22 protein-coding genes, 1 tRNA gene and 1 pseudogene are annotated in these 25,541 nt (G+C 43.1%); 18 read left to right on the top strand and 6 right to left on the bottom strand.

Annotated elements, in window-relative coordinates:
* Nucleotides 1-47 precede the first annotated feature (47 nt).
* The 6 genes from AC3IRT_RS13320 to rocD all read left to right on the top strand — a co-directional run bounded on the left by AC3IRT_RS13320 (nucleotide 48) and on the right by rocD (nucleotide 7,167).
* Entirely contained in the window at nucleotides 48-692 is a 645-nt protein-coding gene (locus AC3IRT_RS13320; RefSeq protein WP_489393703.1) for an SGNH/GDSL hydrolase family protein, read from the top strand.
* 119 nt (nucleotides 693-811) lie between these two features.
* A complete protein-coding gene (locus AC3IRT_RS13315) occupies nucleotides 812-2,461 on the top strand; it encodes an FAD-dependent oxidoreductase (protein ID WP_489393702.1) in 1,650 nt (549 codons plus the stop codon).
* 109 nt (nucleotides 2,462-2,570) lie between these two features.
* On the top strand, nucleotides 2,571-3,107 hold the full coding sequence (locus tag AC3IRT_RS13310) for a gluconate 2-dehydrogenase subunit 3 family protein (RefSeq protein ID WP_489393701.1): 537 nt from the start codon (nucleotides 2,571-2,573) through the stop codon (nucleotides 3,105-3,107).
* 34 nt (nucleotides 3,108-3,141) lie between these two features.
* Nucleotides 3,142-4,860: a GMC oxidoreductase gene (locus AC3IRT_RS13305; RefSeq protein WP_489393700.1), complete on the top strand. Its 1,719-nt coding sequence runs from the start codon at nucleotides 3,142-3,144 to the stop codon at nucleotides 4,858-4,860.
* Nucleotides 4,861-4,890: 30 nt separating this feature from the next.
* Nucleotides 4,891-5,790 (top strand): sugar phosphate isomerase/epimerase family protein, encoded by a 900-nt coding sequence (locus AC3IRT_RS13300; RefSeq protein WP_489393699.1) that lies wholly within the window; start codon nucleotides 4,891-4,893, stop codon nucleotides 5,788-5,790.
* A 135-nt stretch (nucleotides 5,791-5,925) separates the two neighbouring features.
* A complete protein-coding gene (gene rocD, locus AC3IRT_RS13295; protein ID WP_489393698.1) occupies nucleotides 5,926-7,167 on the top strand; it encodes an ornithine--oxo-acid transaminase in 1,242 nt (413 codons plus the stop codon).
* Nucleotides 7,168-7,255: 88 nt separating this feature from the next.
* On the opposite strand, the gene odhB is transcribed toward rocD, so the two are convergent.
* The 3 genes from odhB to AC3IRT_RS13280 all read right to left on the bottom strand — a co-directional run bounded on the left by odhB (nucleotide 7,256) and on the right by AC3IRT_RS13280 (nucleotide 11,951).
* On the bottom strand, nucleotides 7,256-8,512 hold the full coding sequence (gene odhB, locus AC3IRT_RS13290) for a 2-oxoglutarate dehydrogenase complex dihydrolipoyllysine-residue succinyltransferase (RefSeq protein WP_489393697.1): 1,257 nt from the start codon (nucleotides 8,510-8,512) through the stop codon (nucleotides 7,256-7,258).
* Between the two features lie 58 nt (nucleotides 8,513-8,570).
* Nucleotides 8,571-11,312, bottom strand: a complete 2,742-nt coding sequence (locus tag AC3IRT_RS13285; RefSeq protein WP_489393696.1) for a 2-oxoglutarate dehydrogenase E1 component — start codon at nucleotides 11,310-11,312, stop codon at nucleotides 8,571-8,573.
* A 174-nt stretch (nucleotides 11,313-11,486) separates the two neighbouring features.
* A complete protein-coding gene (locus tag AC3IRT_RS13280; protein ID WP_489393695.1) occupies nucleotides 11,487-11,951 on the bottom strand; it encodes a GNAT family N-acetyltransferase in 465 nt (154 codons plus the stop codon).
* Nucleotides 11,952-12,050: 99 nt separating this feature from the next.
* Between AC3IRT_RS13280 and AC3IRT_RS13275 the strand changes: the two genes are divergently transcribed.
* The 4 genes and pseudogenes from AC3IRT_RS13275 to AC3IRT_RS13260 all read left to right on the top strand — a co-directional run bounded on the left by AC3IRT_RS13275 (nucleotide 12,051) and on the right by AC3IRT_RS13260 (nucleotide 15,245).
* Entirely contained in the window at nucleotides 12,051-12,560 is a 510-nt protein-coding gene (locus AC3IRT_RS13275; protein ID WP_489393694.1) for a GNAT family N-acetyltransferase, read from the top strand.
* A gap of 94 nt (nucleotides 12,561-12,654) precedes the next feature.
* Nucleotides 12,655-13,062 carry an Rrf2 family transcriptional regulator gene (locus AC3IRT_RS13270; protein ID WP_489393693.1) on the top strand — a complete coding sequence of 136 codons (408 nt, stop codon included), beginning with the start codon at nucleotides 12,655-12,657 and terminating at the stop codon, nucleotides 13,060-13,062.
* A 56-nt stretch (nucleotides 13,063-13,118) separates the two neighbouring features.
* Entirely contained in the window at nucleotides 13,119-13,958 is an 840-nt protein-coding gene (locus AC3IRT_RS13265; RefSeq protein ID WP_489393692.1) for an SDR family oxidoreductase, read from the top strand.
* 78 nt (nucleotides 13,959-14,036) lie between these two features.
* Nucleotides 14,037-15,245: pseudogene (locus AC3IRT_RS13260) on the top strand (MalY/PatB family protein).
* Here the strand turns inward: AC3IRT_RS13260 and AC3IRT_RS13255 are convergent.
* Nucleotides 15,242-16,090: an AraC family transcriptional regulator gene (locus AC3IRT_RS13255; protein ID WP_489393691.1), complete on the bottom strand. Its 849-nt coding sequence runs from the start codon at nucleotides 16,088-16,090 to the stop codon at nucleotides 15,242-15,244. The pseudogene AC3IRT_RS13260 and the gene AC3IRT_RS13255 overlap by 4 nt on opposite strands.
* A gap of 142 nt (nucleotides 16,091-16,232) precedes the next feature.
* Here AC3IRT_RS13255 and fucP point away from each other — a divergent pair, with 142 nt between their 5' ends.
* The 8 genes from fucP to AC3IRT_RS13215 all read left to right on the top strand — a co-directional run bounded on the left by fucP (nucleotide 16,233) and on the right by AC3IRT_RS13215 (nucleotide 23,121).
* Complete coding sequence (gene fucP, locus AC3IRT_RS13250; protein ID WP_489393690.1) at nucleotides 16,233-17,495, top strand: L-fucose:H+ symporter permease; 1,263 nt, start codon at nucleotides 16,233-16,235, stop codon at nucleotides 17,493-17,495.
* 15 nt (nucleotides 17,496-17,510) lie between these two features.
* A complete protein-coding gene (locus tag AC3IRT_RS13245) occupies nucleotides 17,511-17,846 on the top strand; it encodes an L-rhamnose mutarotase (RefSeq protein ID WP_489393689.1) in 336 nt (111 codons plus the stop codon).
* Nucleotides 17,847-17,870: 24 nt separating this feature from the next.
* Nucleotides 17,871-19,541: a UxaA family hydrolase gene (locus AC3IRT_RS13240; protein WP_489393688.1), complete on the top strand. Its 1,671-nt coding sequence runs from the start codon at nucleotides 17,871-17,873 to the stop codon at nucleotides 19,539-19,541.
* A gap of 12 nt (nucleotides 19,542-19,553) precedes the next feature.
* Nucleotides 19,554-20,318: an SDR family NAD(P)-dependent oxidoreductase gene (locus AC3IRT_RS13235; protein ID WP_489393687.1), complete on the top strand. Its 765-nt coding sequence runs from the start codon at nucleotides 19,554-19,556 to the stop codon at nucleotides 20,316-20,318.
* A gap of 12 nt (nucleotides 20,319-20,330) precedes the next feature.
* Complete coding sequence (locus AC3IRT_RS13230) at nucleotides 20,331-21,185, top strand: fumarylacetoacetate hydrolase family protein (protein ID WP_489393686.1); 855 nt, start codon at nucleotides 20,331-20,333, stop codon at nucleotides 21,183-21,185.
* 38 nt (nucleotides 21,186-21,223) lie between these two features.
* On the top strand, nucleotides 21,224-22,051 hold the full coding sequence (locus tag AC3IRT_RS13225) for an amidohydrolase family protein (protein WP_489393685.1): 828 nt from the start codon (nucleotides 21,224-21,226) through the stop codon (nucleotides 22,049-22,051).
* Nucleotides 22,052-22,059: 8 nt separating this feature from the next.
* On the top strand, nucleotides 22,060-22,848 hold the full coding sequence (locus tag AC3IRT_RS13220; protein WP_489393684.1) for an L-fucose dehydrogenase: 789 nt from the start codon (nucleotides 22,060-22,062) through the stop codon (nucleotides 22,846-22,848).
* 191 nt (nucleotides 22,849-23,039) lie between these two features.
* A tRNA-Leu gene (locus AC3IRT_RS13215) sits at nucleotides 23,040-23,121 on the top strand.
* A 220-nt stretch (nucleotides 23,122-23,341) separates the two neighbouring features.
* Here the strand turns inward: AC3IRT_RS13215 and AC3IRT_RS13210 are convergent.
* Nucleotides 23,342-23,839 (bottom strand): ribonuclease H family protein, encoded by a 498-nt coding sequence (locus AC3IRT_RS13210; protein WP_489393683.1) that lies wholly within the window; start codon nucleotides 23,837-23,839, stop codon nucleotides 23,342-23,344.
* Between the two features lie 171 nt (nucleotides 23,840-24,010).
* On the bottom strand, nucleotides 24,011-24,871 hold the full coding sequence (locus AC3IRT_RS13205) for a sigma-70 family RNA polymerase sigma factor (RefSeq protein WP_066753499.1): 861 nt from the start codon (nucleotides 24,869-24,871) through the stop codon (nucleotides 24,011-24,013).
* Nucleotides 24,872-25,541: the final 670 nt, after the last annotated feature.

The following is a 25,541-nucleotide window of genomic DNA, read 5'->3' as shown; positions in this document are numbered from 1 at the left end:
CTATCGAGATGAAATCAAAATTAGTACTGTTACTCACCACTTTTCTAATGAGTACAATCTCTTTTGCTCAATCCCAAATGGTTAGCAAATTAGAAAATGGCATTAGCCAACACATTATCGTGTATGGAACAAGTTTGTCCAGCGGCGGGAATGGACACGCATGGATGCAACCTGTAGCCGCTCACTTAGGAAAACTATATGGTGATAGTTTGATCCGTTATTCCTTAGCAGGAAAAGGAGGGATGTGGTCTTCTTGGGGAGTGAAAAATCTCGAAGATAGCGTGATAGCAAAGAAGCCTGATGCCGTCTTCATCGAATTTGGGATCAATGATGCATTTATAGATTATCATACCCCTGTTGCTGTAGCGCGCTTGAATCTGCAGTATATGATCGATCGTATTAGGCTATATGATGCATCGTGTGAGATTATTTTGCAAGTCATGAATATGCCTATCGGCAAATCGGCCACATTGCGACCTCATCTCGACGACTATTATGCGATGTATCGATCCGTGGCAGTAGAGAAAGGAATCATGCTTATCGATCACTATCCGAACTGGCTGAAGATATTGGAAAAAGGAGAGGAAGAATTTCGAAAGTATGTGCCAGATGGGATTCATCCCAATATGATGGCGAGCGGACAAATAATTGCACCACAGGTTATTAAATCTATTATGGCAAACAGTAAGTGAAGATTGGTTTGATCAAGAAATAAAAAAAACAGTATGCATCAGTCACTTATCCAACTATGTTGGGTAAGTGGCTGTACATACGCGAATTAGTGAATATGAAAAACGTTAATCTATCAAAAATGAAGAACTTATTATTGTGTTTTATCATGCTGGGCATGTTTAGCGCTTGTGAATCGAGCAAATCGAAGAAGCATGAAGCGGATATCATTATTTACGGCGGCACTTCGGCAGCCATTACGGCCGCAGTACAAGCGAAAAAAGCAGGAAAATCGGTGATCGTCGTTTCGCCAGATACACATTTGGGCGGACTCTCATCAGGAGGTTTGGGTTTCACCGACACAGGCGATAAATCGGTGATCGGAGGGCTAGCGCGTGATTTCTATCATCGCGTATATATGCATTATCAGGATAGCGCTTCTTGGAAATGGCAGCGTGCATCCGAATATGGAAATAAAGGCCAAGGTACGCCAGCTATGGATGGCAATGCGAGAACGATGTGGATTTTTGAACCACATGCTGCCGAGCAGGTTTTTGAAGATTATGTGAAAGAGTATGCTATCGATGTAAGACGAGACGAATGGCTTGATCGTGAAAAGGGAATCGTCAAAAGTAATGGTAAAATCGCTTCTTTTACAACTTTAAGTGGCCAAACCTATACCGGTAAAATATTTATTGATGCCACGTACGAAGGCGATCTAATGGCCGCCGCAAATGTGAGCTATCATGTAGGGAGAGAAGCCAATAGCGTATACGGCGAAAAATGGAATGGTATCCAAGTTGGGGTTTTACATCATGGTCATTGGTTTAAAAGTGACATCAGTCCCTACAAAACTTCGGGAGATAGTAACAGCGGACTTTTGTACGGCGTTTCTGCTGACTTCCCGGGTGTGCATGGCGAAGGCGATCACCGCTTGCAGGCGTATTGTTTTCGGATGTGTTTGAGCAATCATCCAGAAAATCGCGTGCCATTTCCGAAGCCAGATGGTTATCAGGCAGATCATTACGAATTGTTAGCCAGAGTATTTGATTCTGGTTGGAGAGAGACTTTTCAGAAATTTGATCCGATTCCCAACCGCAAGACGGATACGAATAACCATGGTCCTTTTAGTACCGATTTTATCGGAATGAATTACGATTACCCAGAGGCAAGTTACGAACGCCGTAAAGAAATCATCCAAGCACATGAAGATTATCAGAAAGGCTTAATGTATTTTTTGAGTAACGATAGCAGAGTCCCTGAAGATGTGCGTCAGCAAATGTCGCAATGGGGATTGGCAAAAGACGAATTTACAGATAACGGACATTGGCCGCACCAATTGTATATTCGAGAAGCTCGTCGCATGATCGGTGAATATGTAATGACAGAGCATGATACATTCAGCGAACGCAAGATTAGTGACCCTGTCGGAATGGGTTCGTACGCATTGGACTCGCATAATGCACAACGCTATGTCAAGCCTGATGGTTACGTGCAAAATGAAGGTGATATCGGAGTGACTCCGAAGCAAGCCTATCAGATATCGTACGGTTCGCTCGTGCCTATGAAAGAAGAATGTACCAACTTAATGGTACCAGTCTGTCTCTCTAGTTCACACATCGCTTTTGGAAGCATTCGAATGGAACCAGTTTTTATGATATTGGGAGAAAGTGCTGCCACCGCTGCGGTACTGGCTATTGATCAGAACATAGCAGTGCAGGATGTCAATTATAGCGAATTGGAGAAGCAATTGCTTGCGCAACACCAAATACTTGCTTTAGGAAGCAAATAAGCGGAGAACAATTAGGATGAAATGGAAAGTACTGATGTAATGAGCCCTAAGTACAAAACCTGTCGGAAATTCCTGATCAAAGATGATCACAACAAATAAACACGAGAGAATGAGTGAAACAATAAATCGTAGATCCGCCTTGCGAACGATGCTGTACATCGCGGGTGGTGCCCTGATTTTGCCCGCATGTTTTCGAGATTCTGGCCGGGCAAGTATTGCATTGGTCAATATCGCTATAGATGAATCGGATGAAATGCTATTGGAATCACTGGTAGAAGCATTGATGCCATCCGACGGTACGCCGGGGGGCAAAGAGTTGAGATTACATCTCTTTGTCTTGAAAATGGTCGATGATTGTCATGACCCAGAGAGTCAACAACAATTTGTAGAAGGCGTAAAGAAATTTGCTGCTTGGTCAGAGGAGGAGCTTTCTAAGCTTTTTATTGATGCCAAAAGTAATGAACAAACCGAGCTACTGACGCGTGTGGAGGAATCGGGAGATGATTCATTACTGTCCTTTTTCAAAACCACCAAAAGACGAACCATCCAAGGCTATATGAACTCGCAGTACGTAATGACTAATCTGGTGAAATATGAAATAGCTCCTGGACGATACAACGGATATTTCCCGATGGAAAATAAATAAATAGGAATTTATGAGATCACACAATTAAATAGATATGGCAAACATCGGAGGAGAAACTATAAAAGAACGTACGTTTGATGCCATTGTCATAGGTTCTGGAGCAAGCGGAGGCTGGGCCGCCAAGGAATTTACAGAGAAGGGATTGAAAACGTTGGTATTGGAGCGCGGTCGAGATGTCGTGCACGTGAAGGACTATCCAACCACCAATTTGTATCCTTATGAATTGGAACATAAAGGAGAGATTACCTATGCGGACAAACAGGAAAATCCGGTGGCCAATCGCTGTTACGCCTATAAAGAAGAGACGAAGCATTTTTTTGCCAGCGATGCAGCACATCCCTATATCCAAGATAAGGAATTCGACTGGATACGAGGTTACCAAGTCGGCGGCAAATCCTTGCTTTGGGCTAGACAAACGCAACGATGGAGCGAGTATGATTTTGAAGGCCCGGCGAGAGATGGATTTGCTGTAGATTGGCCGATCAGATATGCCGATATTGCGCCTTGGTATGATCATGTAGAGCGATTTGTCGGCATAGCTGGAAATAAAGATGGGTTAGATACATTGCCCGATGGAGATTTTCTGCCAGCCTACCCCTTAAATGCGGTAGAAGATTATTTCAAAAAGACAGTTCAACAACATTACGGCAGTACACGACATGTGATCAGTGCAAGATGTGCACATTTATCCGAACCGAAACCTATCCATATAGAACAGGGTCGGGTGAAATGTCAGCATCGGATTTTATGCCAACGAGGTTGTCCGTTTGGTGGCTACTTCAGTAGTAACTCTTCGACTCTGCCATGGGCAATGAAAACCGGAAACCTGACCTTGAGGCCATTTTCGACTGTTCATTCCATTCTATATGATCAAGATCAAGGAAAGGCGGTAGGCGTAAAGGTGATCGATACCGATAGTGGAGCGGAAATTGATTTTTTTGCCAACATTATTTTTGTCAACGCTTCCACATTAAATACCAATCAGATTTTACTGAATTCTATTTCTGCACGATTCCCTAATGGATTAGGTAATGACAATGGCTTATTAGGTCAGTATATCGCTTTTCATAACTACACGGCACGTATTACGGCTAGTTATGACGGGCTGCAAGAATATCGAACAGATGGTCGGAATCCTGCCGGAGGAGGTTACATTCCCAATTTTCGAAATGTACAACGGCAAGAAACTGATTTCTTGAGAGGTTGGGCGGCAACGTTCGGCGCAGGTCGGCAGATCATGCGTAACCATGATGCGGTCGGAGAAGAATTGAAAAGTAATCTCATTGACGGAGAGTGGAGCAATTGGAGAGTACATTCGCATATGATGGCAGAAACCATCCCTAAAAAAGAAAATCGAGTTTGGTTAGATGACCAACAAAAGGATAAATGGGGCATACCGCTGCTCCATATCTCGGTGGATTATGCGGCAGATGATTGGCAACGGCGAAGCGATTATTATAAGCACATGACAGATATGTTTGAAAAAGCCGGATTTCAGGATATTCGCACGCAGGATGATGGTCGCAGACCAGGCAATGATATTCATGAAATGGGTGGCGTGCGTATGGGGCACGACCACAAAACATCTTTGTTAAATAAATGGAATCAGTTGCACCTTTGCAAGAATGTATATGTCACCGATGGAGCGTGTATGACCTCCACCGCGACACAAAACCCAACCCTTACCTATATGGCACTGACTGCGAGAGCGGTTGACCATGCGGTAAGCGAATTAAAAAAAGGAAATCTATAAAATCGATAAGCAAAAGATATGAATAATAATATGAAATTTTTAAACGGTAAAATGGAGGTTTTGATACGACTCCCTCTGTTGTGGTGCGTAGCGCTCCTCATAATATTGAGTAGTTGTGGATACTCCAGCCGAGGGCAGAAAAAACAAAATCGTCATCCAGAACCGAAACTCGGCTGGCAGCTTGGAGCGCAAGCGTACACCTTCAAAAAATTCACTTTTACGGAAGCGGTAACTAAGATTGCGAGCTGCGATCTACAATTTGTAGAAGCGTATCCTCAACAAGAGATAGGAGGAGGGATAAAAGAGAAAATGGACTACCATATGTCTGAGAGCAGCCGTGTATATCTAAAACAGTTATTGAAAGAGAATAAGGTACGTTGGTTGGTGTATGGCGTGATCAAAGCGAAAGATGCACCCGAATGGAGAAAAATTTTCGAATTCGCCAAAGGAATGGGTATCGAAACCATTACCTGTGAACCCGATGTCGCTATGCTTGATGAGATTTCTAAGTTGTGTGAAGAGTTTGATATCCGTGCCGCCATTCATAATCATGCTTCACCATCGTACTATTGGAATCCGGAAACGGTATTAGCTGCCATAGAAGGTCAAAGCAATAAAATAGGAGTAGCTGCCGATATAGGACATTGGGTAAGATCAGGATTAGACCCTGTCGAAAGTCTTAGAAAGCTCGAAGGGAAAGTGTTTCATCTTCATTTTAAAGATCTGAACGAGAAAGCCAGCAAAACAGCACACGATGTTCATTGGGGAGCGGGTGTCAACAATGTTCCTGAGGTAATTGATGAGCTGAAGCGTCAGAAATTTAAAGGTATGATCGCTGCGGAGTACGAATATAATTGGGATAACAACGTAGAGGATGTCCGAATCAGTGTAGAAAACTTTCGAAAAATATTAGCTGAATCAAGAGATTAGCTAATTGTATTCCTTAACTCTTGGGGTCTAATCTGTCTCGTATATCCTGTCTGAGGATGGTTCTATAAACCTGTTTTTCGGTGCTGTGGAAGTTATTTGGTATATTCGTTAATACACTAACACGGAATCACGATCATGGGAAATCATTCAATTTCTATAGACGCATTGACAGAATCATATATTCAGAAAGAAGAACAGTTTGGTGCGCATAATTATCATCCACTACCCGTTGTTTTAAACAGGGGAGAGCGTATCTATGTGTGGGACGTGAATGGAAAGCGCTTTTTCGATTTCTTGTCTGGCTATTCTGCGGTGAATCAAGGACATTGTCACCCCAAGATTGTGGATGTATTTGTCGATCAGGCGCGTACTTTGACGTTGACGTCCCGGGCCTTTCACTCGGAGAAATTTGTGGAATATACCGAATACATTACTTCCCTATTTGGGTTTGACAAAGTGTTGCCCATGAATGGTGGGGTGGAAGCGGTGGAGACAGCTATTAAGCTGGCGCGGCGTTGGGGTTATCAGGTAAAACAGGTGCCCGAAGATCAGGCTAAGGTAATTACCGCCGCAGAAAATTTTCACGGACGAACGTTAAATGTAGTTTCTTTCAGCACCGATCCAGCGGCAAAGGCAGGCTTTGGTCCCTACATGGAAGGTTATATCACGATTCCTTACAATGATTTGGAAGCGCTTAAGCAAGCGGTGCAAGATCCCAATGTGGTGGCTTATCTGGTCGAACCTATTCAGGGCGAAGCGGGAGTTGTCGTACCCGATGAGGGTTATCTAAAAGCCGCTGCACAAATTTGCAAGGACGCGCATGTACTCTTTATAGCAGATGAAATACAAACTGGCTTAGCTCGTACCGGCCGAATGTTGGCCTGCGATCATGAAGAGGTTCGCCCTGATATTCTCATCTTAGGAAAAGCGCTGAGTGGCGGCACCATGCCGATTTCAGCGGTGTTGGCCGATGATGAAATCATGCTAACGATACAACCTGGTGAGCACGGGTCTACCTTTGGAGGAAGTCCGCTGGCTGCCGCTACGGCTATGGCTGCGTTGCAAGTGTTGATTGATGAAAATCTAAGCGAGAATGCAGATCGATTAGGAAACCTGTTTCGGGAAACAATCAGATCTTGGAATCATCCGAATATTGTCGAAGTTCGTGGCAAAGGTTTGTTGAACGCCATTGTCGTGAATCACCCCAACGAAAAAGCAGCGGAATCCTTATGTTATGCTTTATTAGAAAATGGATTGCTTGCCAAACCAACGCATGGCGATAAGATTCGCTTTGCGCCGCCCTTGGTCATTTCCGAATCAGAACTTTTGGAAGCATTGGATATTATCCAAAAAAGTTTTTCAGTCTTGGCTTCGTAAAATACGATAATCCCTAAATGTAAAATCCCCAAAACCTTATCGGTTTTGGGGATTTATTATGTTTGCTTTGGCAGTTGCCAGCGCCGTATTATACTTCTAATAATAAACGAGCTGGGTCTTCCAATAGTTGTTTTACACGTACTAGGAAGCTTACCGACTCGCGACCATCGATGATACGGTGATCGTAAGACAAAGCAATATACATCATCGGGCGAATTACCACTTGACCATTTTCAGCGATCGGACGTTGCACAATGTTGTGCATGCCTAAGATCGCAGATTGTGGTGCGTTGATGATCGGCGTAGACATCATCGATCCAAATACACCACCGTTGGTGATCGTAAATGTACCGCCTGTCATCTCCTCGATTGATAATTTGTTGTCGCGTGCTTTTGTCGCTAGATCGATAACTGATTTTTCGATTTGATATAAGCTCATTGATTCCGCATTGCGAATGATTGGTACAACCAAACCTTTTGGTCCAGATACCGCGATAGATACATCTACGAAATCAGAATATACAATCTCGTTTTCTTCCAAACGCGCATTTACGGCAGGCCATTCTTTCATGGCAGTGGTAACTGCTTTAGTGAAGAAAGACATGAAACCAAGGCCTACACCATGTTTCTCTTTGAATGCATCTTTGTATTTACCACGTAGATCCATGATTGGTTGCATGTTTACCTCATTAAAAGTAGTTAGCATAGCCGTATCATTTTTCACAGAGACCAATCTACGCGCCACTGTTTTACGCAATGAGCTCATGCGTTCGCGTCTTTCGTTGCGTTCGCCTGGTGCGCTAGCTGCAGGAGTTGTTGTTTTAGCAGGCGATGATGTAGCTGGTTTAGATTCAGATTTAGACTTCGCTTGCGCTTTTTCCGCATCCTCTTTGGTGATACGGCCGTCTTTACCTGTTCCTTTTACCGCACTTACATCAATTCCTTTTTCGCGCAAAATCTTTGCAGCAGCAGGAGATGCGGTACCTGCGGCATATGAATCTTCGCTTTCGTCTTCAGAAGCAGATTCTTTTGCTTCTTTAGTATCTTCGCTTTTAGATTCTTCTTTTTTCTCTTCTTTCTTGTCGCTATCACCTCCGTCAGCAGGAGCGTCGCCATCTTCGATGGTACATACTACAGCACCAATCTCCAAGGTGTCGCCTTCCTGAGCGATAATCTTCAAAATACCAGCTTGCTCAGCAGGCAATTCGAAGGTCGCTTTGTCGGACTCCAACTCAGCAATGTTTTCATCCATCTCTACGTAATCGCCATCCTGTTTTAGCCACTGGGCTAACACAACTTCGGTGATGGATTCGCCTACGGTAGGAACTTTTATCTCTAAGCTCATAATGTTATTTTTTTAACCGGTGAAGCGCACGCATGCACTGCCGATCTGCGTTTGTTGTTTATGCAAATGATTTATTAACAATTTCTTCTTGTTGCACTGTGTGCTTTTTCATGTAGCCAGTGGCCGGACTCGCATTTTCCGTTCTTGAAATCACATCGGTAAATTCAATGTCGGATTTGCGGAACTTGCGGCAGTAATAAGGCCATGCACCCATGTTTTCATTCTCTTCCTGCACCCAGATAAATTCTGTTGCTTTTTTGTAGCGTGCGCGAATCTCTTCTAGCTGTACTACTGGCGCTGGATACAATTGCTCGATGCGTACAATAGCAACATCGGTACGTTTGTCGGCTTGTTGTTTTTCCAAAAGATCGAAATACACCTTACCTGAACAGAACAATACGCGCTTCACTGTGGTAGCTTTTGCATATGTATCATCCAATACTGGCTGGAAATCCTTGTCGGTAAAGTCTGCTAATGGTGAAGTGACTTTCGGGTGGCGTAGTAAACTTTTTGGTGTGAATACGACCAATGGTTTTCGGAAATCGCGTACCAGTTGACGACGCAACAAGTGGAAGTAGTTGGCCGGTGAAGTACAATTCGCCAAAATCATATTTCCGTGGGCACATAACTCCAAGAATCGCTCGATACGAGCCGAAGAGTGCTCTGGACCTTGTCCTTCCATACCATGTGGAAGCATCAAGACCATACCGTTAGAGCGTCTCCATTTACTTTCCGCACTCGCCAAATATTGGTCAATGATGATTTGAGCACCATTGTAGAAGTCACCAAACTGTGCTTCCCATACGGTCAGTGCATTTGGATTAGCTAAAGCATATCCATAATCAAAACCAAGTACTGCGTACTCTGAAAGTAGAGAGTTGTAAATATTGAAGCGATCTCCGCCATCTACTTGTGCTAATGGCACATATTTCTCTTCCGAATCTTCTAACGTAAGTACAGCATGGCGGTGTGAGAAAGTACCACGTTGTACATCCTGTCCGGATATACGTACGCGCTTACCATCTGCCAGTAAGCTGGCATATGCCATGAGCTCACCCATTGCCCAATCGTAAGAATCCTTCTCGATCATCTTGCTGCGATCTTCGAACAATTTTGAGATCTTACGGAAGAATTTCTTCTCTTTTGGTAAGTCGGTGATTTGCTTCGCCAACGCTTTGAAAGAATCGCTAGAAATACGAGTTTCAACGGCCTCGTCCAAGTCTACTTTGCGCGCCGGACGAAGACCTTTCCAAGCTCCACCAAACATTGGTGCCTCATCTTCAATATTTTCGATTTTCTTCGAATCGTTTAATTGCGATTGAAGATACGCCTTAAACTCTTTCTCAAGCTCTTTGGCATAATTATCATCGATGCTACCCTCATCTACTAATTTTTTAGCGTAAATGTCTTTCGGGTTTGCATGCTTTTCGATGGCTTTGTACAACAATGGCTGGGTGAATTTTGGTTCATCCGCTTCGTTGTGGCCATAGCGACGGTAGCATAACAAATCAATGTATACATCGGTCTTGTATTTCTGACGGTATGCTACCGCCAAGTTGATCGCATATACAACAGCTTCTGCATCATCTCCATTCACATGGAATACAGGAGAAGAAGATATTTTTGCGACGTCAGTACAATACGTTCCCGAACGGGCATCTTTATAATTGGTGGTAAAACCAACTTGGTTATTGATAACAATATGAATAGTTCCGCCAGTTTTATATCCATCTAATTTGGACATTTGCGTTACCTCATATACCACGCCTTGACCGGCAACAGCCGCATCACCATGAATTAGGATCGGTGCAATCTTGGAAGAATCGCCATCATATTTCATGTCGATCTTCGAGCGAACAATACCTTCTACGATCGGACCCACGGTCTCCAAATGCGAAGGATTAGGCGCTAAGCTCAAGTGTACATCTTTTCCGCTATCGGTTTTAATGTCGGATGAGAAGCCTAAGTGGTATTTTACATCACCGCCAAAAGCCATCTCTGGATCTTCATCTTTATACATCTTACCCTCAAACTCGGAGAAGATAGATTTATAAGATTTGCCCATAATGTTGGCCAACACGTTCAAGCGTCCGCGATGCGCCATACCAATCATGAACTCCTGAATGCCGATGTCCGCACCTTTCTCGATCACCGAGTCCAATGCCGGAATTAAGCTTTCTGCACCTTCCAAAGAGAAACGTTTCTGACCAAGGAATTTTGTGCCTAGGAAGCTTTCGAAAATAACGGCTTTATTTATCTTTTGGAGGATTCTTTTCTTTTGATCGCTGGAATAGTTAGGCGTATTACGCTCTGCTTCCATTTTGTCCTGCAACCATTTTATTTTTTCCGGGTTACGGATATATCTAAATTCTACACCGATAGAGCGGCAATAGGTATCTTCGATGAGTTGACGAATCTCGCGCAACTTCACTGGGCCTAATCCAATCTCGACACCGGCATTGAATACCGTATCCATGTCTTCGTCAGATAGTCCGAAAGTTTCCAGTTCTTTTCCTGGGTAGTACTTACGGCGCTCACGCACTGGGTTAGTATCTGTAAATAAATGCCCACGATCACGGTATCCGTGAATCATGTTCAATACGTTGATCTCTTTGATTGCATGATCAGATACCTGATCAAAGTTCTCGCCCTCAGATCCTTCGGCTGTTTGTCCGAATTCAAATCCTTCAAAAAATTTCTGCCATCCAAAATCAACCGAGCTAGGTTCCTCTTTGTAAGATTGATAGAGTCCTTCGATATAGCTGGTGTCTGCGTTACTCAAATAAGTTAACTTATCCATTTAAATATAAATCATCTTTATAATTACGCAAATTTAGTAATAATAAAAGATTAAAGGCAATTTATTGCCATAATAAATCAAGTAAAACGTCAAAGTTTTTGAAATTTAAGAGGAAATAAATTTTCTATTACACACTATATAAACGCTCTTGTAGAAAAAAAATTACTTTATTTATTAATTTCGGATCATGTTTATGTGTTCTATACCATCCTCATCGTACTTTTCGCCGTGAGGTCGAAAGCCCAAGGATTGATAGAATTTGTCTAAGTAGGTTTGTGCTCCAATTCTAATAGCCAAATTTGGATAATGTTGCTGTACTATCTCAATGCTCTTCTGCATTAAATGCTTTCCGTAAGAATAACCGCGATACGGTGCGGTGGTGAGTACCCTTCCGATAGAAGGTTCCGTAAAAGATATTCCTGGTGGGACAATTCGGGTATATGCGGTAAGTGGGCCGCCTTCTTTTTCTCGGCCAATGAGATGCAGGCAATGCGGATCTTTATCGTCCAAGTCCTGATACACGCAGTTTTGCTCTACCACGAATACCTCCGAGCGGCACCGAAGAATTTCGTATAATTCGATCGTGGAAAGCTCGTGAAACGCTAGGAGAGTCCAGAGAAGTTCTTTTTGGTTTGCCATGCGATTATGTTTTATTTTTGTCTGCTTTGTTTGCGATTCGATTTTAAGGATTTTATCCTAACTTGGCAAGTGTAGCGCGATAAATAATCAGAAGTAATCATGAATAATTACACCTTTAGACAAGCACAGACGCAGGAAGCCAATGCTATTTGGGGTATTTTGCAAGAAGCGGTAGAGCGGCGAAAAGCCGACGGCAGTGCGCAGTGGCAAGATGGTTATCCCAACCTGCAGGTAGTAGAGAAAGATATAAGTCGTGGAGCAGGCTATGTATTAGTGGATGGAGATCATTTGGTCGCGTATTGTGCGATATTGATAGATGACGAGCCTGCCTATCAAGATATTGATGGTGGTTGGCTTACCGATGGTTCCTTTGTGGTATTTCATCGGGTAGCGGTGTCTCAAAACTATATTGGTATGGGTATGGCTCAGCAACTCATGACGCATATCGAAACTTTTGCCAAAAAACATACTATTAATAGTGTGCGTGCCGATACCAACTACGATAATACGGCGATGCTTCGCATTTTCGAAAAGATGAACTATCAATACTGCGGAGAAGTGGTCTTTCGCGGAAGCGCTCGCAAAGCATTCGAAAAATTATTGATTTAATAATCAATTTGTTGTGTTTAAAAATGTGTAGTGTCTTAATTTTAATGTAATAAAAGTTGTTACATTAAAATTCTTGCTCTATCTTTGCTTCATAATGAATAATACACGATTTGCTACTGCGCTACATATTCTTTGCCTGCTGTCTAAAAATACGACGGAATGGATGAGTTCCGATTGGATCGCAGGAAGCATCAATCTGAATGCGGTTGTCGTTCGTAAAGAGTTGGGTGTGTTGCAAGATAAAGGCTGGGTGGTGAGCCGCAAAGGCAAAGAAGGTGGGTCGCGGTTGCAGGTGAATGGCAGTGAAATTCGATTGGGTGATGTATATTTAGCCATCCGAAATACGGATATTTTAGGAAAAAAGAATTTGAAAACTAATCCAAAATGCCCCGTAGGAAAAGAGATTAACAATCAGCTAGATAGCTTGTATTTAGAGACTGATCGTATTGTATTCGCATCCCTAAATGAGCAGACGCTGCAAAATTTTGTCGATCAGTTTTAACTCTTTTTTTTGCCTGATAATGTAACAAAAAATATTACAATATAAATAAAAAACATATGAAAATAGCAATCACAGGAGCTACCGGACAACTAGGTCGTTTGGTGCTGGAAAAATTGAAACAAGCAAATGTAGAAGTAGTGGCTTTGGCACGTAATCCCAAAAAAGCCAATGATCTTGATGCAGAAGTACGCGCATTCGATTACGACCAGCCAGAGCATATGGAAGCTGCCTTAGCAGGAGTTGATCGTTTGTTGCTGATTTCTAGCAATGAAATTGGGAAACGTCTACAACATCATGAATCAGTGATTAAGGCCGCGAAAAAAGTAGGTGTTTCGCAGCTCGTTTTCACTAGTTTAGTGAATGTAGATCATTCTACATTGAGCCTAGCTGGCGAGTACATAGCTAGTGAAGAATCGTTGAAAGCTTCAGGCGTTCCCTTTACGATTTTACGTAATGCTTGGTACACCGAAAATTATACCTCATCGGCAGCGAATGCAGTAGCTGGTGGTGCATTTATTGGTAGTGCTGGTGATGGTAAGATCTCATCTGCGTCGCGCGAAGACTTGGCAGAAGCTGCGGCGGCCGTATTGCGAGGATCAGATCATCTGGGTAAAGTATACGAGCTAGCAGGTGACCAAGCATTTACTTTAACAGATCTTGCGGCAGCTATCTCTGAGGTAACAGGTAAAGATATCCCGTATCGAAACTTGACCGAAACGGAGTACAAAAATGCGTTGGTTTCTCATAACGTGCCGGAAGACTTTGCTGCTATGATCGCGGGCTGGGATGTATCTGCTTCTAAGGGAGATTTATATAGCGAAGATAAGACCTTATCCCAATTAATTGGTCGGCCGACAACACCATTGAAAGATACCGTAAAGGCCGCATTATCCTAAGCAAAATCGTTAGGATGTATGTGATGTTTTAGACATCTTTGTGTAGTACCAAGTCACATCTTGGTGCTACACTTGTTTATGATATACGACTTTGATGAAATCATTGACAGATCTGGGACGAACAGCCTGACTTACGATGGTTGGCGATCGTTTCTGTTTCCAAATGATCCCAATCTTGATATCCCTTATGCCGACCATGAATTGATCCGTTTGTGGGTGGCCGATATGGCTTTTTCTAGTCCGCCACCCGTATTGGATGCCGTTCGTGCTCGTTTGGATCAAAAGATTATCGGTTATTCAAAGATTTACGATCCGCATTATGGCAAAGTACTGCAGGATTGGTTTTTGGAGCATTATGGATGGAGTATTGACATAGAAGAATTGGTTTCGGCACCGGGCATCGTGACGGCACTCAATCGTTTAGTTCCTTTATTGACTGAGTCAGAAGATCAAATCCTCATTACGACGCCTTCGTATGCACCATTTAAAAGAGCCGGCGATCAATGTGGTCGTGGCGTCGTGTTTAGTCCATTGAAAGAAAACAAGGGTAGATACGAAATGGATTTTGCTGATCTCCGCCAAAAGATAGAAAATCCTGCTTATCGCATTCGTGTATTTATATTATGCCATCCACATAATCCTACCGGAAGAGTTTGGACAATATAAGAATTAAAAGAACTCGGTCAGCTCTGTCTGGACAATAATGTTTGGATCATATCGGATGAGGTACACAGCGATCTGTTGCGCGAAGGCAAGTCCCATACGCCGATGGCTGCATTATTTCCTGATTCGGATCGTATAATCACCTGTTCCGCTCCTAGCAAAAGTTTCAATCTGGCTGGGAATATGCTGTCGCATATTTTTATCAAGAATACAGCTATGCTTTCGGAGTGGAAACGATTGTATAGTGATCATCATTCTCCATTGAGCATTGCGGCAACGCAAGCGTCCTACGAACATGGGGGTGAATGGTTGCGGCAGCTGAATCGGTATCTTGATGGCAACGTACATTTTCTAAAAGATTTCCTGACGGAGAATTTGCCAGAGGCGCGCTACGAGATACCTGAAGCAACTTATTTGGCTTGGGTGGATTTGTCGGCTTATTTACCCAAACGCAAAGACACCGATCGTTGGACGGTTTTCTTTGCGCAGAAAGCTGGTGTGCTCATCGAGGGACAAGAAGATTTTGTGGCCAATGCCGAAGGACATATTCGTATAAATATCGCTTGTCCGAAAGAGACATTGCGCACTGCTTTGATCCGTATGGCGGAAGCGCTGAATAGCTAAACGAAGGTGCTGCGATAGGCGAGTGGTGTGGTGCCGGTTATCTTTTTGAATGCTTTGTGAAAGCTGACAAAATTATTGAAACCGGCATCAAAACAGCTTTCTTTGATGGAGGCGCCCGAATCTCGGAGTAGTTTGCAGGCGTGCGCCACACGGAGTGCCGTAATAAAAGCCGTCAATGTTTTCCCAGTGCGTTGCTTGAAATAGCGACAAAAGGAATTGCGCGTCATCCCCGATAAATTAGCCAAGGTAGTCAACTCCAGCTCTGCGCGATAATGCGTATTGATGTAGCTGATGATGGTATTCATGCGCGTCACTTCTTCGTGTTGCTGCTGGATATCGTAGTCCGAACTAATCAAACTCACCTTGGGAACGAATTGCGTAAATTGATGTAGGATATTTAATAGCTGGTAAAGCTGTTGAAAACCGCTGGTTTCCTTGGCGAGATCTTGGAACGATAGCGCTATCGCTACAGGCAATATTTCGATCCACAAACCTTTCTGAGCTAGCTGCAAAGTTCGTCGAACTTCAGCCAATTCTGGCAGTGCCACAAAATCCTTTCCAGCAAAATCTTCCCGAAAGTGAATTACATAGATTTCAGCCTGAGCAACTTGACTATATTCTTCGTCAAAATGCCAATAATGCGGCACGTTTTTGCCAATCAGTACACACGCACCATGTTCAAAGCGCTGGATGCAATCTCCAATAAAAAAAGTGCCCACACCCCGACGGATGTAGATGAGTTCTAGCTCTTCGTGGTAGTGCCAGATCTGGTGGTATTGTGGAATATGATCCTTCCGGATCTGGAAACTTTGAGTTTCCGACTCGTAGCGGTGCAGTTTCTGCATCAGATAATATATTAGATATATTCCCAAAAATAGGTAACATAATTTGTAATGAGGTAATATTGCTTATTATTTGGGTAATAGCATTCATTGAATTGTAGAGGTATCTCCGTTAATTCGTGTAATCAATTATACATCATCTGTGATGACAAATAAAAATCGCTATACCTTTGCGCTGGTGTTGATCACCTCGCTTTTCTTTTTTTGGGGTTTTATACACAACCTCGATCCGATTCTGATTAAGCATTTGCAAAGTGCTTTCAGTCTCTCACACTTTCAGGCATCGTTGATTGATTCCTCTGTTTTCGCTGCTTATTTCTTGTTGGCTATTCCCGCAGGATTAATTATGCAACGCTATGGTTATAAAGCAGGAATTTTGGTCGGATTATGCCTTTTCTCTTTAGGATGTTTTCTGTTTGTGCCTGCGGCCAATGCGGTCAGTTATCCTTTTTTCTTATCGGCTTTGTTTGTCGTATCCTGCGGTCTTACGATTCTGGAAACGGCAGCCAATCCCTATATCACGGTGTTGGGCGATCCGGCACGCGCTACCGAGCGCCTGAACTTTGCACAATCTTTCAATGGTTTAGCAGCTTCACTGGCGCCTCTTGTAGGTGGTTATTTTATTTTGGCCGAGGAGCCTTTAAATACAGAGGAATTAGCACAACTGACTGAATCGGCAAGACTGGCCTATATTCAAGCCGAAACGTCGTTGGTAAAAGGTCCTTACTTGGTGCTGGGTGGAATAATTTTGGCTGTCGCCGTTTTATTTTTCTTCACCAAATTGCCGGAAATCAAGGAAGAAAAAACGTCTGAGAAAGCGTCGGGTTTTATTGGTGTATTGAAACATTCACAGGTAAGATGGGGTGTGGTTGCGCAATTTTTCTATATCGGTGCGCAGGTATACGTGTTTAGTTTTCTGTTGGTATTTGCCAAAGAAATGCTGGGCATGAGCGGACTAGAAAGCAAGTATTATGCGGGCGTGGCTGGCTTCTTATTTATGATCGGTCGTTTCATTGGTTCGTTCTTTATGAAATTTATACAACCGGCTAAGTTATTGGCTGCTTACGGCATTATTGCCTGTATTCTGACTGTAGTGGTGATTTTTGGAAGCGGCATGGTTACTTTATATGCCTTATTGGGGATCACTTTTTTTATGTCCATTATGTTTCCGACAATTTTTGCGATGGGCATTCAAGGTGTGGGGCATGATACCAAACCTGCATCCAGTCTTATTGTGATGTCGATCGTTGGCGGCGCGATTATCCCGTTAGGCGCAGCCTATATCACGGATGTTACAGGGTACATGCCTTATTCGTATTTCTTTGTATTGATTTGCTTCGTGATCGTCGTATTATTTGCATTATATAATCGTCCAGCTGTAAAGACTTCAAGAGCGAAAATAGTTTAAAACAAAATAGTAAAAATGACAAGATATATATTAGCGTTGGATCTGGTAGATCAACCAGATTTCATTGAAGAATATGAGGCTTACCACCGTGCCATATGGCCGGAAATACAGGAATCCATTGTAAGTGCCGGTGTCAATCAGATGGCCATTTACCGTTTTGGACACCGTTTGGTGATGTTGATGGAGGTGCCGGATGATTTCAGTTTTGAGCAAAAAGCGGCAGCGGATGCCAGCAACGAGCGTGTGCAGGAATGGGAAAAGCTGATGTGGAAATATCAGGTCGCTCTTCCCGGTGCAAAAGCCGGTGAAAAATGGGTGCTGATGGATAAAATTTTTGAAATACGTGGGTAATCATTCCCAGAGAAAAGATAGATTATGACAAGAGATAATGAACGTCTTCCTTTTTTGCAGATTCATCCAAAGGATAATGTGCTGGTGGCGTTAAGTGATCTGCCAGAAGGTTTTAAGGTAGATTTCGCAGGGCAACAATTTACCTTGCTGCAGCCTGTAAAAGCGAAGCATAAGTTTACTATAGAAGACATTGCTGCTGACGGACACGTGTATATGTACGGTGTTTTAGTAGGTAAGGTCAATGTCGCTTTGTCGACTGGAGAGTTGATTAACACCGAGAATCTGCGCCATGCGGCGGAGGATTTTCGATTAGGCAAGCGAAAAATAGAGTGGCAAAAGCCAGACGTATCGGCTATCGCAGATCGTACTTTTGATGGATTTCATCGCAGTAATGGTGCGGTCGGTACCGCAAATTATTGGTTAGTTATTCCGCTTGTTTTTTGCGAGAATCGAAATGTGCTTACGCTGAAATCTGCCCTCGTAGAGAAGCTTGGTTATCGTGTACAGTCTGCTGATTACTCGAATGAGGTGGATGAGTTAATCCGCCAATATCAATCGGGAGCAGACGTCACGCAATTGCTAGAAGCCGATCTATCACCTACGACGATTGATCGCGCTCCAAATCGCTTATTTCCAAATGTCGATGGCGTTAAGTTTCTGAATCATGAAATGGGCTGTGGTGGTACTCGGATGGATTCCGATGCACTTTGTGGCTTGCTGGCCGGATATATTACACACCCAAATGTGGCCGGTGCGACGGTATTGAGCTTGGGCTGTCAACACGCGCAAGCCTCTATCTTGCGCGCTGAAATTGCCAAGCGCGATCCGACTTTCGATAAGCCATTGTATGTTTTTGAGCAACAGTTAGAAGGTACAGAACAGCGCCTGATGCAAAATGCCGTTAAATCCACCTTTGCCGGGTTAGCTATCGCGAACAAATTGAAACGTGAGTCAGCTCCGCTGTCGAAATTGTGTATTGGTTTGGAATGCGGTGGTTCGGATGGTTTTTCGGGCATATCTGCCAATCCGGCTTTAGGCTATCTTTCGGATATGTTGGTTACGCTGGGTGGATCAGTTATTCTAGCAGAATTTCCAGAATTGTGCGGTGTGGAGCAAGAGATGAGCGATCGTTGTATCGATGAGCCGATGGCCGAAAAGTTTATTCACCTGATGCGAACGTACAATGCCAAAGCCGAGGCAGACGGGTCGGGTTTTTACATGAATCCTTCTCCGGGCAATATTCGTGACGGATTGATTACCGATGCAATCAAATCGGCCGGAGCTGCGAAAAAAGGGGGTACATCGCCGGTGCAGGCTGTGGTAGATTATCCAGAATTGGCCAATACGCCGGGATTAAACTTGTTATGTACGCCAGGAAATGACGTGGAAAGTACCACAGCGGAAGTAGCTGCTGGCGCCAATTTAGTGTTATTTACTACTGGATTGGGAACGCCAACAGGTAATCCGATTGCACCAGTAATTAAGATTGCGACCAACACAAAGACATACGAACGTATGCCCGATATTATTGACCTCAATTGCGGAACGATCATCGATGGCGAAGAAAGCATCGCCGAATCGGCGCATCGCATTTTGGATTATGTGATCGAGGTGGCGAGTGGACGCGAGACTTGCAAAGCGGTGCGATTAGGACAGGATGATTTTATTCCATGGAGAAGAGGGGTTTCTCTATAAAATATATGAAAGATGAATAAGCTAATAGATAAGATAGCCATAGTTACCGGTGGCGGTAGCGGCATAGGAAAAGCCATCAGTATGAGTTTTGCGGCAGCAGGCGCTGAGGTACATATTTTTGATATGAACGAAGCTGGAGCGAATGCGGTAGTACAGGAAATTGCTGATCTAGGCGGTCGTGCGGTACATCATACCTGCAATGTGACCGATCAGAAGCAAGTGCTCGATTTAGTAGAGCAATTGGGTAAAATTGATATTTTGGTGAATAATGCAGGTATTGCACATGTTGGCAATGTAGAGAAATGTGCGGAAGCAGATTTTGAACGCGTGTTCCAAGTGAATGTCAAAGGCGCGTACAATTTATTGTATGCTGTCGTTCCAGTGATGAAAGCACAGGGTGGCGGTGTGATATTGAATTTGGCTTCTATTGCAGCTTTGGTCGGTATCAGCGATCGCTTTGCATATTCGATGAGCAAGGGTGCGATTCACGCTATGACCTTGTCCGTAGCGAGAGATTATCTAAATGATCATATCCGCTGCAATAGTATTTCGCCAGCCCGCGTGCACACGCCATTTGTAGATGGTTTTATTCATGCCAATTACCCCGGTCAGGAAGCAGAGATATTTGAAAAGTTGTCGAAATCGCAACCGATCGGTCGAATGGCTTCGCCAGATGAAATCGCTAAATTAGCTTTATTCCTATGTAGCGACGACGCGGCTTTCATCACCGGAAATGATTATCCGATTGATGGCGGATTTATTAAGTTGAACAATTAAAAACACATATACATGCAGTTAATACGTTTTGGAGAAGCCGGTAACGAAAAAATCGGTGTCAAAGTTGGAGAGAAAAATTACGATGTTTCGGCCTTTGGTGGCGATTATAATGAGCAGTTTTTTGCCGGAAATGGGCTTTCCAAATTAGCACAGTTTATAAAAGATAACGAAGGAAAGCTGCCTGAAGTGCCTACCGATGCACGCATTGGCGCGCCCATCGCGCGTCCATCTAAAATTGTTTGTATCGGTCTGAATTATAAAGATCACGCTGAGGAAACTGGCGCAGCGATTCCGGCGGAGCCGATTATCTTTATGAAATCTACTACGTCATTAATTGGTCCTTTCGATAAAGTGATGATTCCTAAAGGTTCCGAAAAAACGGACTGGGAGGTAGAATTTGGTATTGTGATCGAGGAAAAAGCATCCTACGTGTCAGAAGCAGATGCTTTGGATTACGTGGCAGGTTATGTATTGCATAATGATGTATCCGAACGCGCGTATCAATTAGAGCGTGGTGGCACGTGGGACAAAGGAAAAGGTTGTGATACTTTCGCGCCAATTGGCCCCGTGTTGACTACAAAAGAAGAAATTCCAGATATCAACAACGTACGCTTGTGGTTAAAAGTAAATGGTAAGACTTATCAGGATGGAAATACCAAAAACTTGATTTTTAGCGTGCCATTTATTGTGTCTTATGTTTCTCAATTTATGACACTGTTGCCGGGTGATGTGATCTCCACAGGCACGCCTGCTGGTGTAGGTTTGGGCTTTAATCCGCCAATCTACTTAAAACCGGGCGATGTAATTGAATTGGGCGCTGATTATTTAGGCGAATCGCGTCAAGAAGTGATTGCTTACCAATCATAGGTAGCTAGGGTTCATCCATCTAAGAAAACCGAATACAGATGAAAATAGATGCACATCAACATTTCTGGATCTACGACGCGGAGCGCGACAGCTGGATCACAGAAGAAATGAGCGCGATTCGACGCAACTTTTTGCCGACAGATTTGCGCGCAGAATTACATAGCAACCGCATGGATGGCGTCATTGCCGTCCAAGCGGCCTGCACGCTGGAAGAAACGCAGTTTTTGGTCGATTTATCGACTATGTACGGCATGATAAAAGGCGTGGTCGGTTGGGTGGATCTAACTTCGGATGATGTGGAAACGCATTTAGAAGGCTTTAGCAAGTTTCCGATTATTAAAGGTTTCCGACATGTGGTAGAAGGCGAGCCTGATCCAGACTTCTTGATGCAAGATTCGGTGCAGCGATCTATGCATTTGTTGGCCAAATACGGATTCACCTATGATTTGCTCATTCGTCCGAGACATTTTGCGTCCACCTTGCTTTGCGTCAAGCAAAATCCAGATCTGCAATTTGTGTTGGATCATATGGCGAAGCCAGATATCAAAGCCGGAGAAGTGGAGCAGTGGGCTAGCTTTATTGGCGAACTGGCGACGTATTCAAATGTGGCTTGTAAGATTTCGGGTTTAGTAACAGAGGCAGATTGGTCGAATTGGACTTTGTCTGACTTCGCTGCATATATAGATCATGTGATTCTTAATTTTGGTAAGGGTCGTTTGCTATTTGGTTCAGATTGGCCAGTTTGCTTGGTTGCCAGCACGTATAAGGAAACGAAGGAGATTGCAGGAAGCAGATTAGATGGATTTTCGTTGGAAGAGCAAGCTGCTTTTTGGGGAGAAACCGCGCGGAGAATCTATAAATTTTAAAATTCAACATGGATTTACATTTAAAAAATAAAGTCGTCATTGTTACTGGTGGCGCGAAGGGTATTGGTAAAGGCATTGTGCTCTCTTTAGCAAGAGAAGGTGCTATACCGGTCATAGTAGGTAGAAGTGAAGACGATAATCAGCTCGTGGTGGCAGAAGTGAATGCGCTTGGAGGGGAAGCATTTTCCATCGAAGCAGAATTGTCGGATCCAGCGGCTTGCGAACATGCTGTCAATGAAACGCTTGCAAAGTATGGCCGTGTTGATGGCTTGGTAAATAATGCTGGCGTCAACGACGGTGTTGGTTTAGCTTCGGGCAATTATGAAGCTTTTGTAGCTTCCTTGCATAAGAACTTAGTGCATTATTATCTGATGGCACATCACGCATTAGATGCGCTTAAAGCGAGCAAAGGTGCGATTGTGAATATCAGTTCGAAAACGGCGGAAACAGGGCAGGGTGGAACTTCTGCTTACGCGGCGTCTAACGGTGGTCGCAATGCGCTAACGCGCGAATGGGCTGTGGAGTTACTGCCTTTTCAAATCCGAGTAAATGCAATTGTGGTAGCCGAAGCTGCTACACCGCAGTATGATCGTTGGATCCAGACATTGGACAATCCTACCGAAACCTTAAAAAAGATTACCGATCGTATTCCGCTCGAAAATCGTATGACGACCGCAGAAGAGATTGCCGATATGTGTGTATTCCTTTTGTCGGATAAATCGAGCCATACCACAGGACAATTAATCCACGTAGATGGCGGATATGTGCATTTAGACCGCTCACTCGTCAGAGAATAATTACTGTCGCACTGTGTGTAGTAGCGCGGTATTCACTGCTAGCAGAGGTAGGAGAGAGAAGTAAGAAGGAAGCGTGAAAAATAAATGTGCTATAAATCAGTTGCTTTGGTTATACATGATGATTTCATTTTGCAAATCAATTTGGAGTGCCTATATTTGCATCACTTCAAACAACGGAAGTAACCAGAGATGCCCAGATGGCGGAATAGGTAGACGCGCTGGTCTCAAACACCAGTGGAGCGATCCATGCCGGTTCGATCCCGGCTCTGGGTACAAAGCCTGATAGTTTTCACAACTATCAGGCTTTTTCTTTTTTCGGGCAGATGCTTAACATCTTTTAACACAAGCTCGATTAAACATTCCGTTCTTTTTGCACTCTATCTTATACAAAGCGAATCACAATGTGTAGACAGTAGGTAGGTAGTAGGATAGTGATTGATTATATGTTTTAAATGTGGAAAGTCTTGTCCGAAAGGGCAAGACTTTTTTTGCTTTAGACTTTTGCGGCTTCTGCTTCGAAGATGTGGTCTATCTTCCATTCGGGTTTGTTTTTGGAGGCGGCGACTGCCAAGCGATCACATCGTTCATTTAATGGATGTCCTGCATGTCCTTTTACCCAAACCAATCTTACTTGGTGCAGCTTGTGTAATTGCATCAACCGAATCCAAAGATCCCTATTTTTCTTTCCGACAAATCCTTTTTGTATCCAGCCGTATACCCACTTCTTGTCGATCGCATCAATGACATATTTGGAATCCGAATAAACGGTCACTTGTTGATTGATGGACTTGAGTGCTTCTAAGCCAATGATGACAGCGAGCAATTCCATGCGATTGTTGGTGGTTTTCCGAAAACCTCCAGAATATTCTTTTTCAATTAGTTTTCCGTGCAATGCTGCATTATCCCCTTTATAAATCGTTCTCAGGATTGTGCCGTATCCACCCGGACCCGGATTTCCACTAGAAGCACCGTCTGTATATAATTCAATCATTACTTCAAATATACGGGTTTTTACGAGGTGTGACTGTGGGCTGCTGTTGGTTTTTATTCATTAAAATAAACACGTTTCGTCATCAGTGTAATAACATTGAGCGAACACAAAAAATGCGTAGCTTTTGGCTACGCATCTACGTTTTCATGTCCAATATGTTGCGAGACGTTTTTAGCCTAAGTACGACTTCAGAATTCTACTTCTAGAAGTGTGGCGCAAACGTTGCAATGCTTTGTCCTTAATCTGTCTTACACGCTCGCGTGTCAAGCTGAATTTTTCACCGATCTCTTCTAGAGATAACTGGTGGTTGGATCCTAATCCGAAAAACAATACGATGATTTCGCGTTCCCGCTCTGTTAAAGTAGCTAGAGAACGTTTGATTTCTTCGGATAATGATTCGTCGATCAGAGAACTATCCGTATCCGGATCTTTGTTCTCCAATACGTCCAACAAAGTGTTTTCTTCACCCTGTACGAATGGTGCGTCCATAGAAACATGTCTACCTGAGTTACTTAATGTATCAGATACTTTGTCTACTGTCGTTTCTAGGATGTCTGCCAATTCTTCAGGAGAAGGTTCGCGTTCGTATTCTTGTTCAAGCTTAGAAAAAGCTTTACTGATTTTACTCAATGAACCTACTTGGTTCAAAGGCAAACGAACAATTCTTGACTGCTCAGCGATGGCTTGTAATATAGATTGGCGAATCCACCATACTGCGTAAGAAATAAACTTAAATCCTTTGGTTTCGTCGAACCGCTTTGCCGCCTTAATTAGGCCTAAGTTGCCTTCGTTAATCAGGTCACCTAATGTTAGACCTTGATTCTGATATTGCTTGGCGACAGAGACGACAAACCGTAGATTCGTTTTGGTGAGTTTTTCTAGCGCCACTTGGTCACCCTCACGGATGCGTTGCGCTAAGATTACTTCTTCTTCCGCAGTAATTAAGTCTACTTTACCAATTTCGTGAAGATACTTATCTAACGATTGAGATTCACGGTTGGTAATGGATTGTGTAATTTTAAGCTGTCTCATCTACTATATTAAATGCCTTCCTTAATGAAATGTTTGCAAAAATACGAAAAATAACCATAAAATTTGCTAACATGCCTATATTATACTTGTTCAGAATGAGGTTATTATAAAAGGTTTAATGAACCATCACTTTGTCAAAAATTGTTCCAAAACCGCAAAAATGGGATGTTTATACCTATATTTTTGTAATACAGTGGTTTTAAAGTGTAGGAGACATATAACAAAAACTACGGAGCGAAATGATTTTATAAATCATAGCAGTGGTACATCTTCAAAACAAACTCACATTTATGTGGAAAATATGACAAGATTATGCTTGATATAATTGTAGGACGCGTCCATGATACCTATGAACTAGCAAATCTACTTATCCAAATAAGTTCGTCATCTATTTGGTAAAGAGCAAAAAATAAGAGGGCCGAAGCCCTCTACGTTTGTAGAATCACCTATTTGTCAATTGGCGTTGGCACTTGTAGACTCATCTTTCAAACATCTTAAAGGTACAAAATCTTTTAAACACTGCGGTGGTCGAGCTTGTCAAAGCGTGTGAAACGGCCTTTGTGCAGCTGTAAAAATAAATACTACTAAAATGATAGACATTATGGGTATTATTGGTTATCTTTGAAAACATCTTAGATAAGTAGTTTTTTCAACCGTTTAATAAATGAAT

This window comes from Sphingobacterium sp. KH_072, from assembly GCF_057837975.1.
The sequence above is the reverse complement of the archived record's forward strand: the minus strand, read 5'-3'. Positions and strand labels throughout refer to the sequence as shown.

Bases quoted from the DNA above. Each gene is read 5' to 3' on its own strand.
- AC3IRT_RS13210 (WP_489393683.1), bottom strand. From the start codon at position 23,839: ATGATTGAATTATATACAGACGGTGCTTCTAGTGGAAATCCGGGTCCG.
- AC3IRT_RS13300 (WP_489393699.1), top strand. From the start codon at position 4,891: ATGAAATTTTTAAACGGTAAAATGGAGGTTTTGATACGACTCCCTCTG.
- AC3IRT_RS13265 (WP_489393692.1), top strand. From the start codon at position 13,119: ATGAAAATAGCAATCACAGGAGCTACCGGACAACTAGGTCGTTTGGTG.
- AC3IRT_RS13280 (WP_489393695.1), bottom strand. From the start codon at position 11,951: ATGGCAAACCAAAAAGAACTTCTCTGGACTCTCCTAGCGTTTCACGAG.
- AC3IRT_RS13310 (WP_489393701.1), top strand. From the start codon at position 2,571: ATGAGTGAAACAATAAATCGTAGATCCGCCTTGCGAACGATGCTGTAC.
- AC3IRT_RS13245 (WP_489393689.1), top strand. From the start codon at position 17,511: ATGACAAGATATATATTAGCGTTGGATCTGGTAGATCAACCAGATTTC.
- AC3IRT_RS13240 (WP_489393688.1), top strand. From the start codon at position 17,871: ATGACAAGAGATAATGAACGTCTTCCTTTTTTGCAGATTCATCCAAAG.
- AC3IRT_RS13220 (WP_489393684.1), top strand. From the start codon at position 22,060: ATGGATTTACATTTAAAAAATAAAGTCGTCATTGTTACTGGTGGCGCG.
- AC3IRT_RS13315 (WP_489393702.1), top strand. From the start codon at position 812: ATGAAGAACTTATTATTGTGTTTTATCATGCTGGGCATGTTTAGCGCT.
- rocD (WP_489393698.1), top strand. From the start codon at position 5,926: ATGGGAAATCATTCAATTTCTATAGACGCATTGACAGAATCATATATT.
- odhB (WP_489393697.1), bottom strand. From the start codon at position 8,512: ATGAGCTTAGAGATAAAAGTTCCTACCGTAGGCGAATCCATCACCGAA.
- AC3IRT_RS13235 (WP_489393687.1), top strand. From the start codon at position 19,554: ATGAATAAGCTAATAGATAAGATAGCCATAGTTACCGGTGGCGGTAGC.
- AC3IRT_RS13285 (WP_489393696.1), bottom strand. From the start codon at position 11,312: ATGGATAAGTTAACTTATTTGAGTAACGCAGACACCAGCTATATCGAA.
- AC3IRT_RS13205 (WP_066753499.1), bottom strand. From the start codon at position 24,871: ATGAGACAGCTTAAAATTACACAATCCATTACCAACCGTGAATCTCAA.
- AC3IRT_RS13305 (WP_489393700.1), top strand. From the start codon at position 3,142: ATGGCAAACATCGGAGGAGAAACTATAAAAGAACGTACGTTTGATGCC.
- AC3IRT_RS13320 (WP_489393703.1), top strand. From the start codon at position 48: ATGAGTACAATCTCTTTTGCTCAATCCCAAATGGTTAGCAAATTAGAA.
- AC3IRT_RS13255 (WP_489393691.1), bottom strand. From the start codon at position 16,090: ATGCAGAAACTGCACCGCTACGAGTCGGAAACTCAAAGTTTCCAGATC.
- AC3IRT_RS13225 (WP_489393685.1), top strand. From the start codon at position 21,224: ATGAAAATAGATGCACATCAACATTTCTGGATCTACGACGCGGAGCGC.
- AC3IRT_RS13270 (WP_489393693.1), top strand. From the start codon at position 12,655: ATGAATAATACACGATTTGCTACTGCGCTACATATTCTTTGCCTGCTG.
- AC3IRT_RS13275 (WP_489393694.1), top strand. From the start codon at position 12,051: ATGAATAATTACACCTTTAGACAAGCACAGACGCAGGAAGCCAATGCT.
- AC3IRT_RS13230 (WP_489393686.1), top strand. From the start codon at position 20,331: ATGCAGTTAATACGTTTTGGAGAAGCCGGTAACGAAAAAATCGGTGTC.
- fucP (WP_489393690.1), top strand. From the start codon at position 16,233: ATGACAAATAAAAATCGCTATACCTTTGCGCTGGTGTTGATCACCTCG.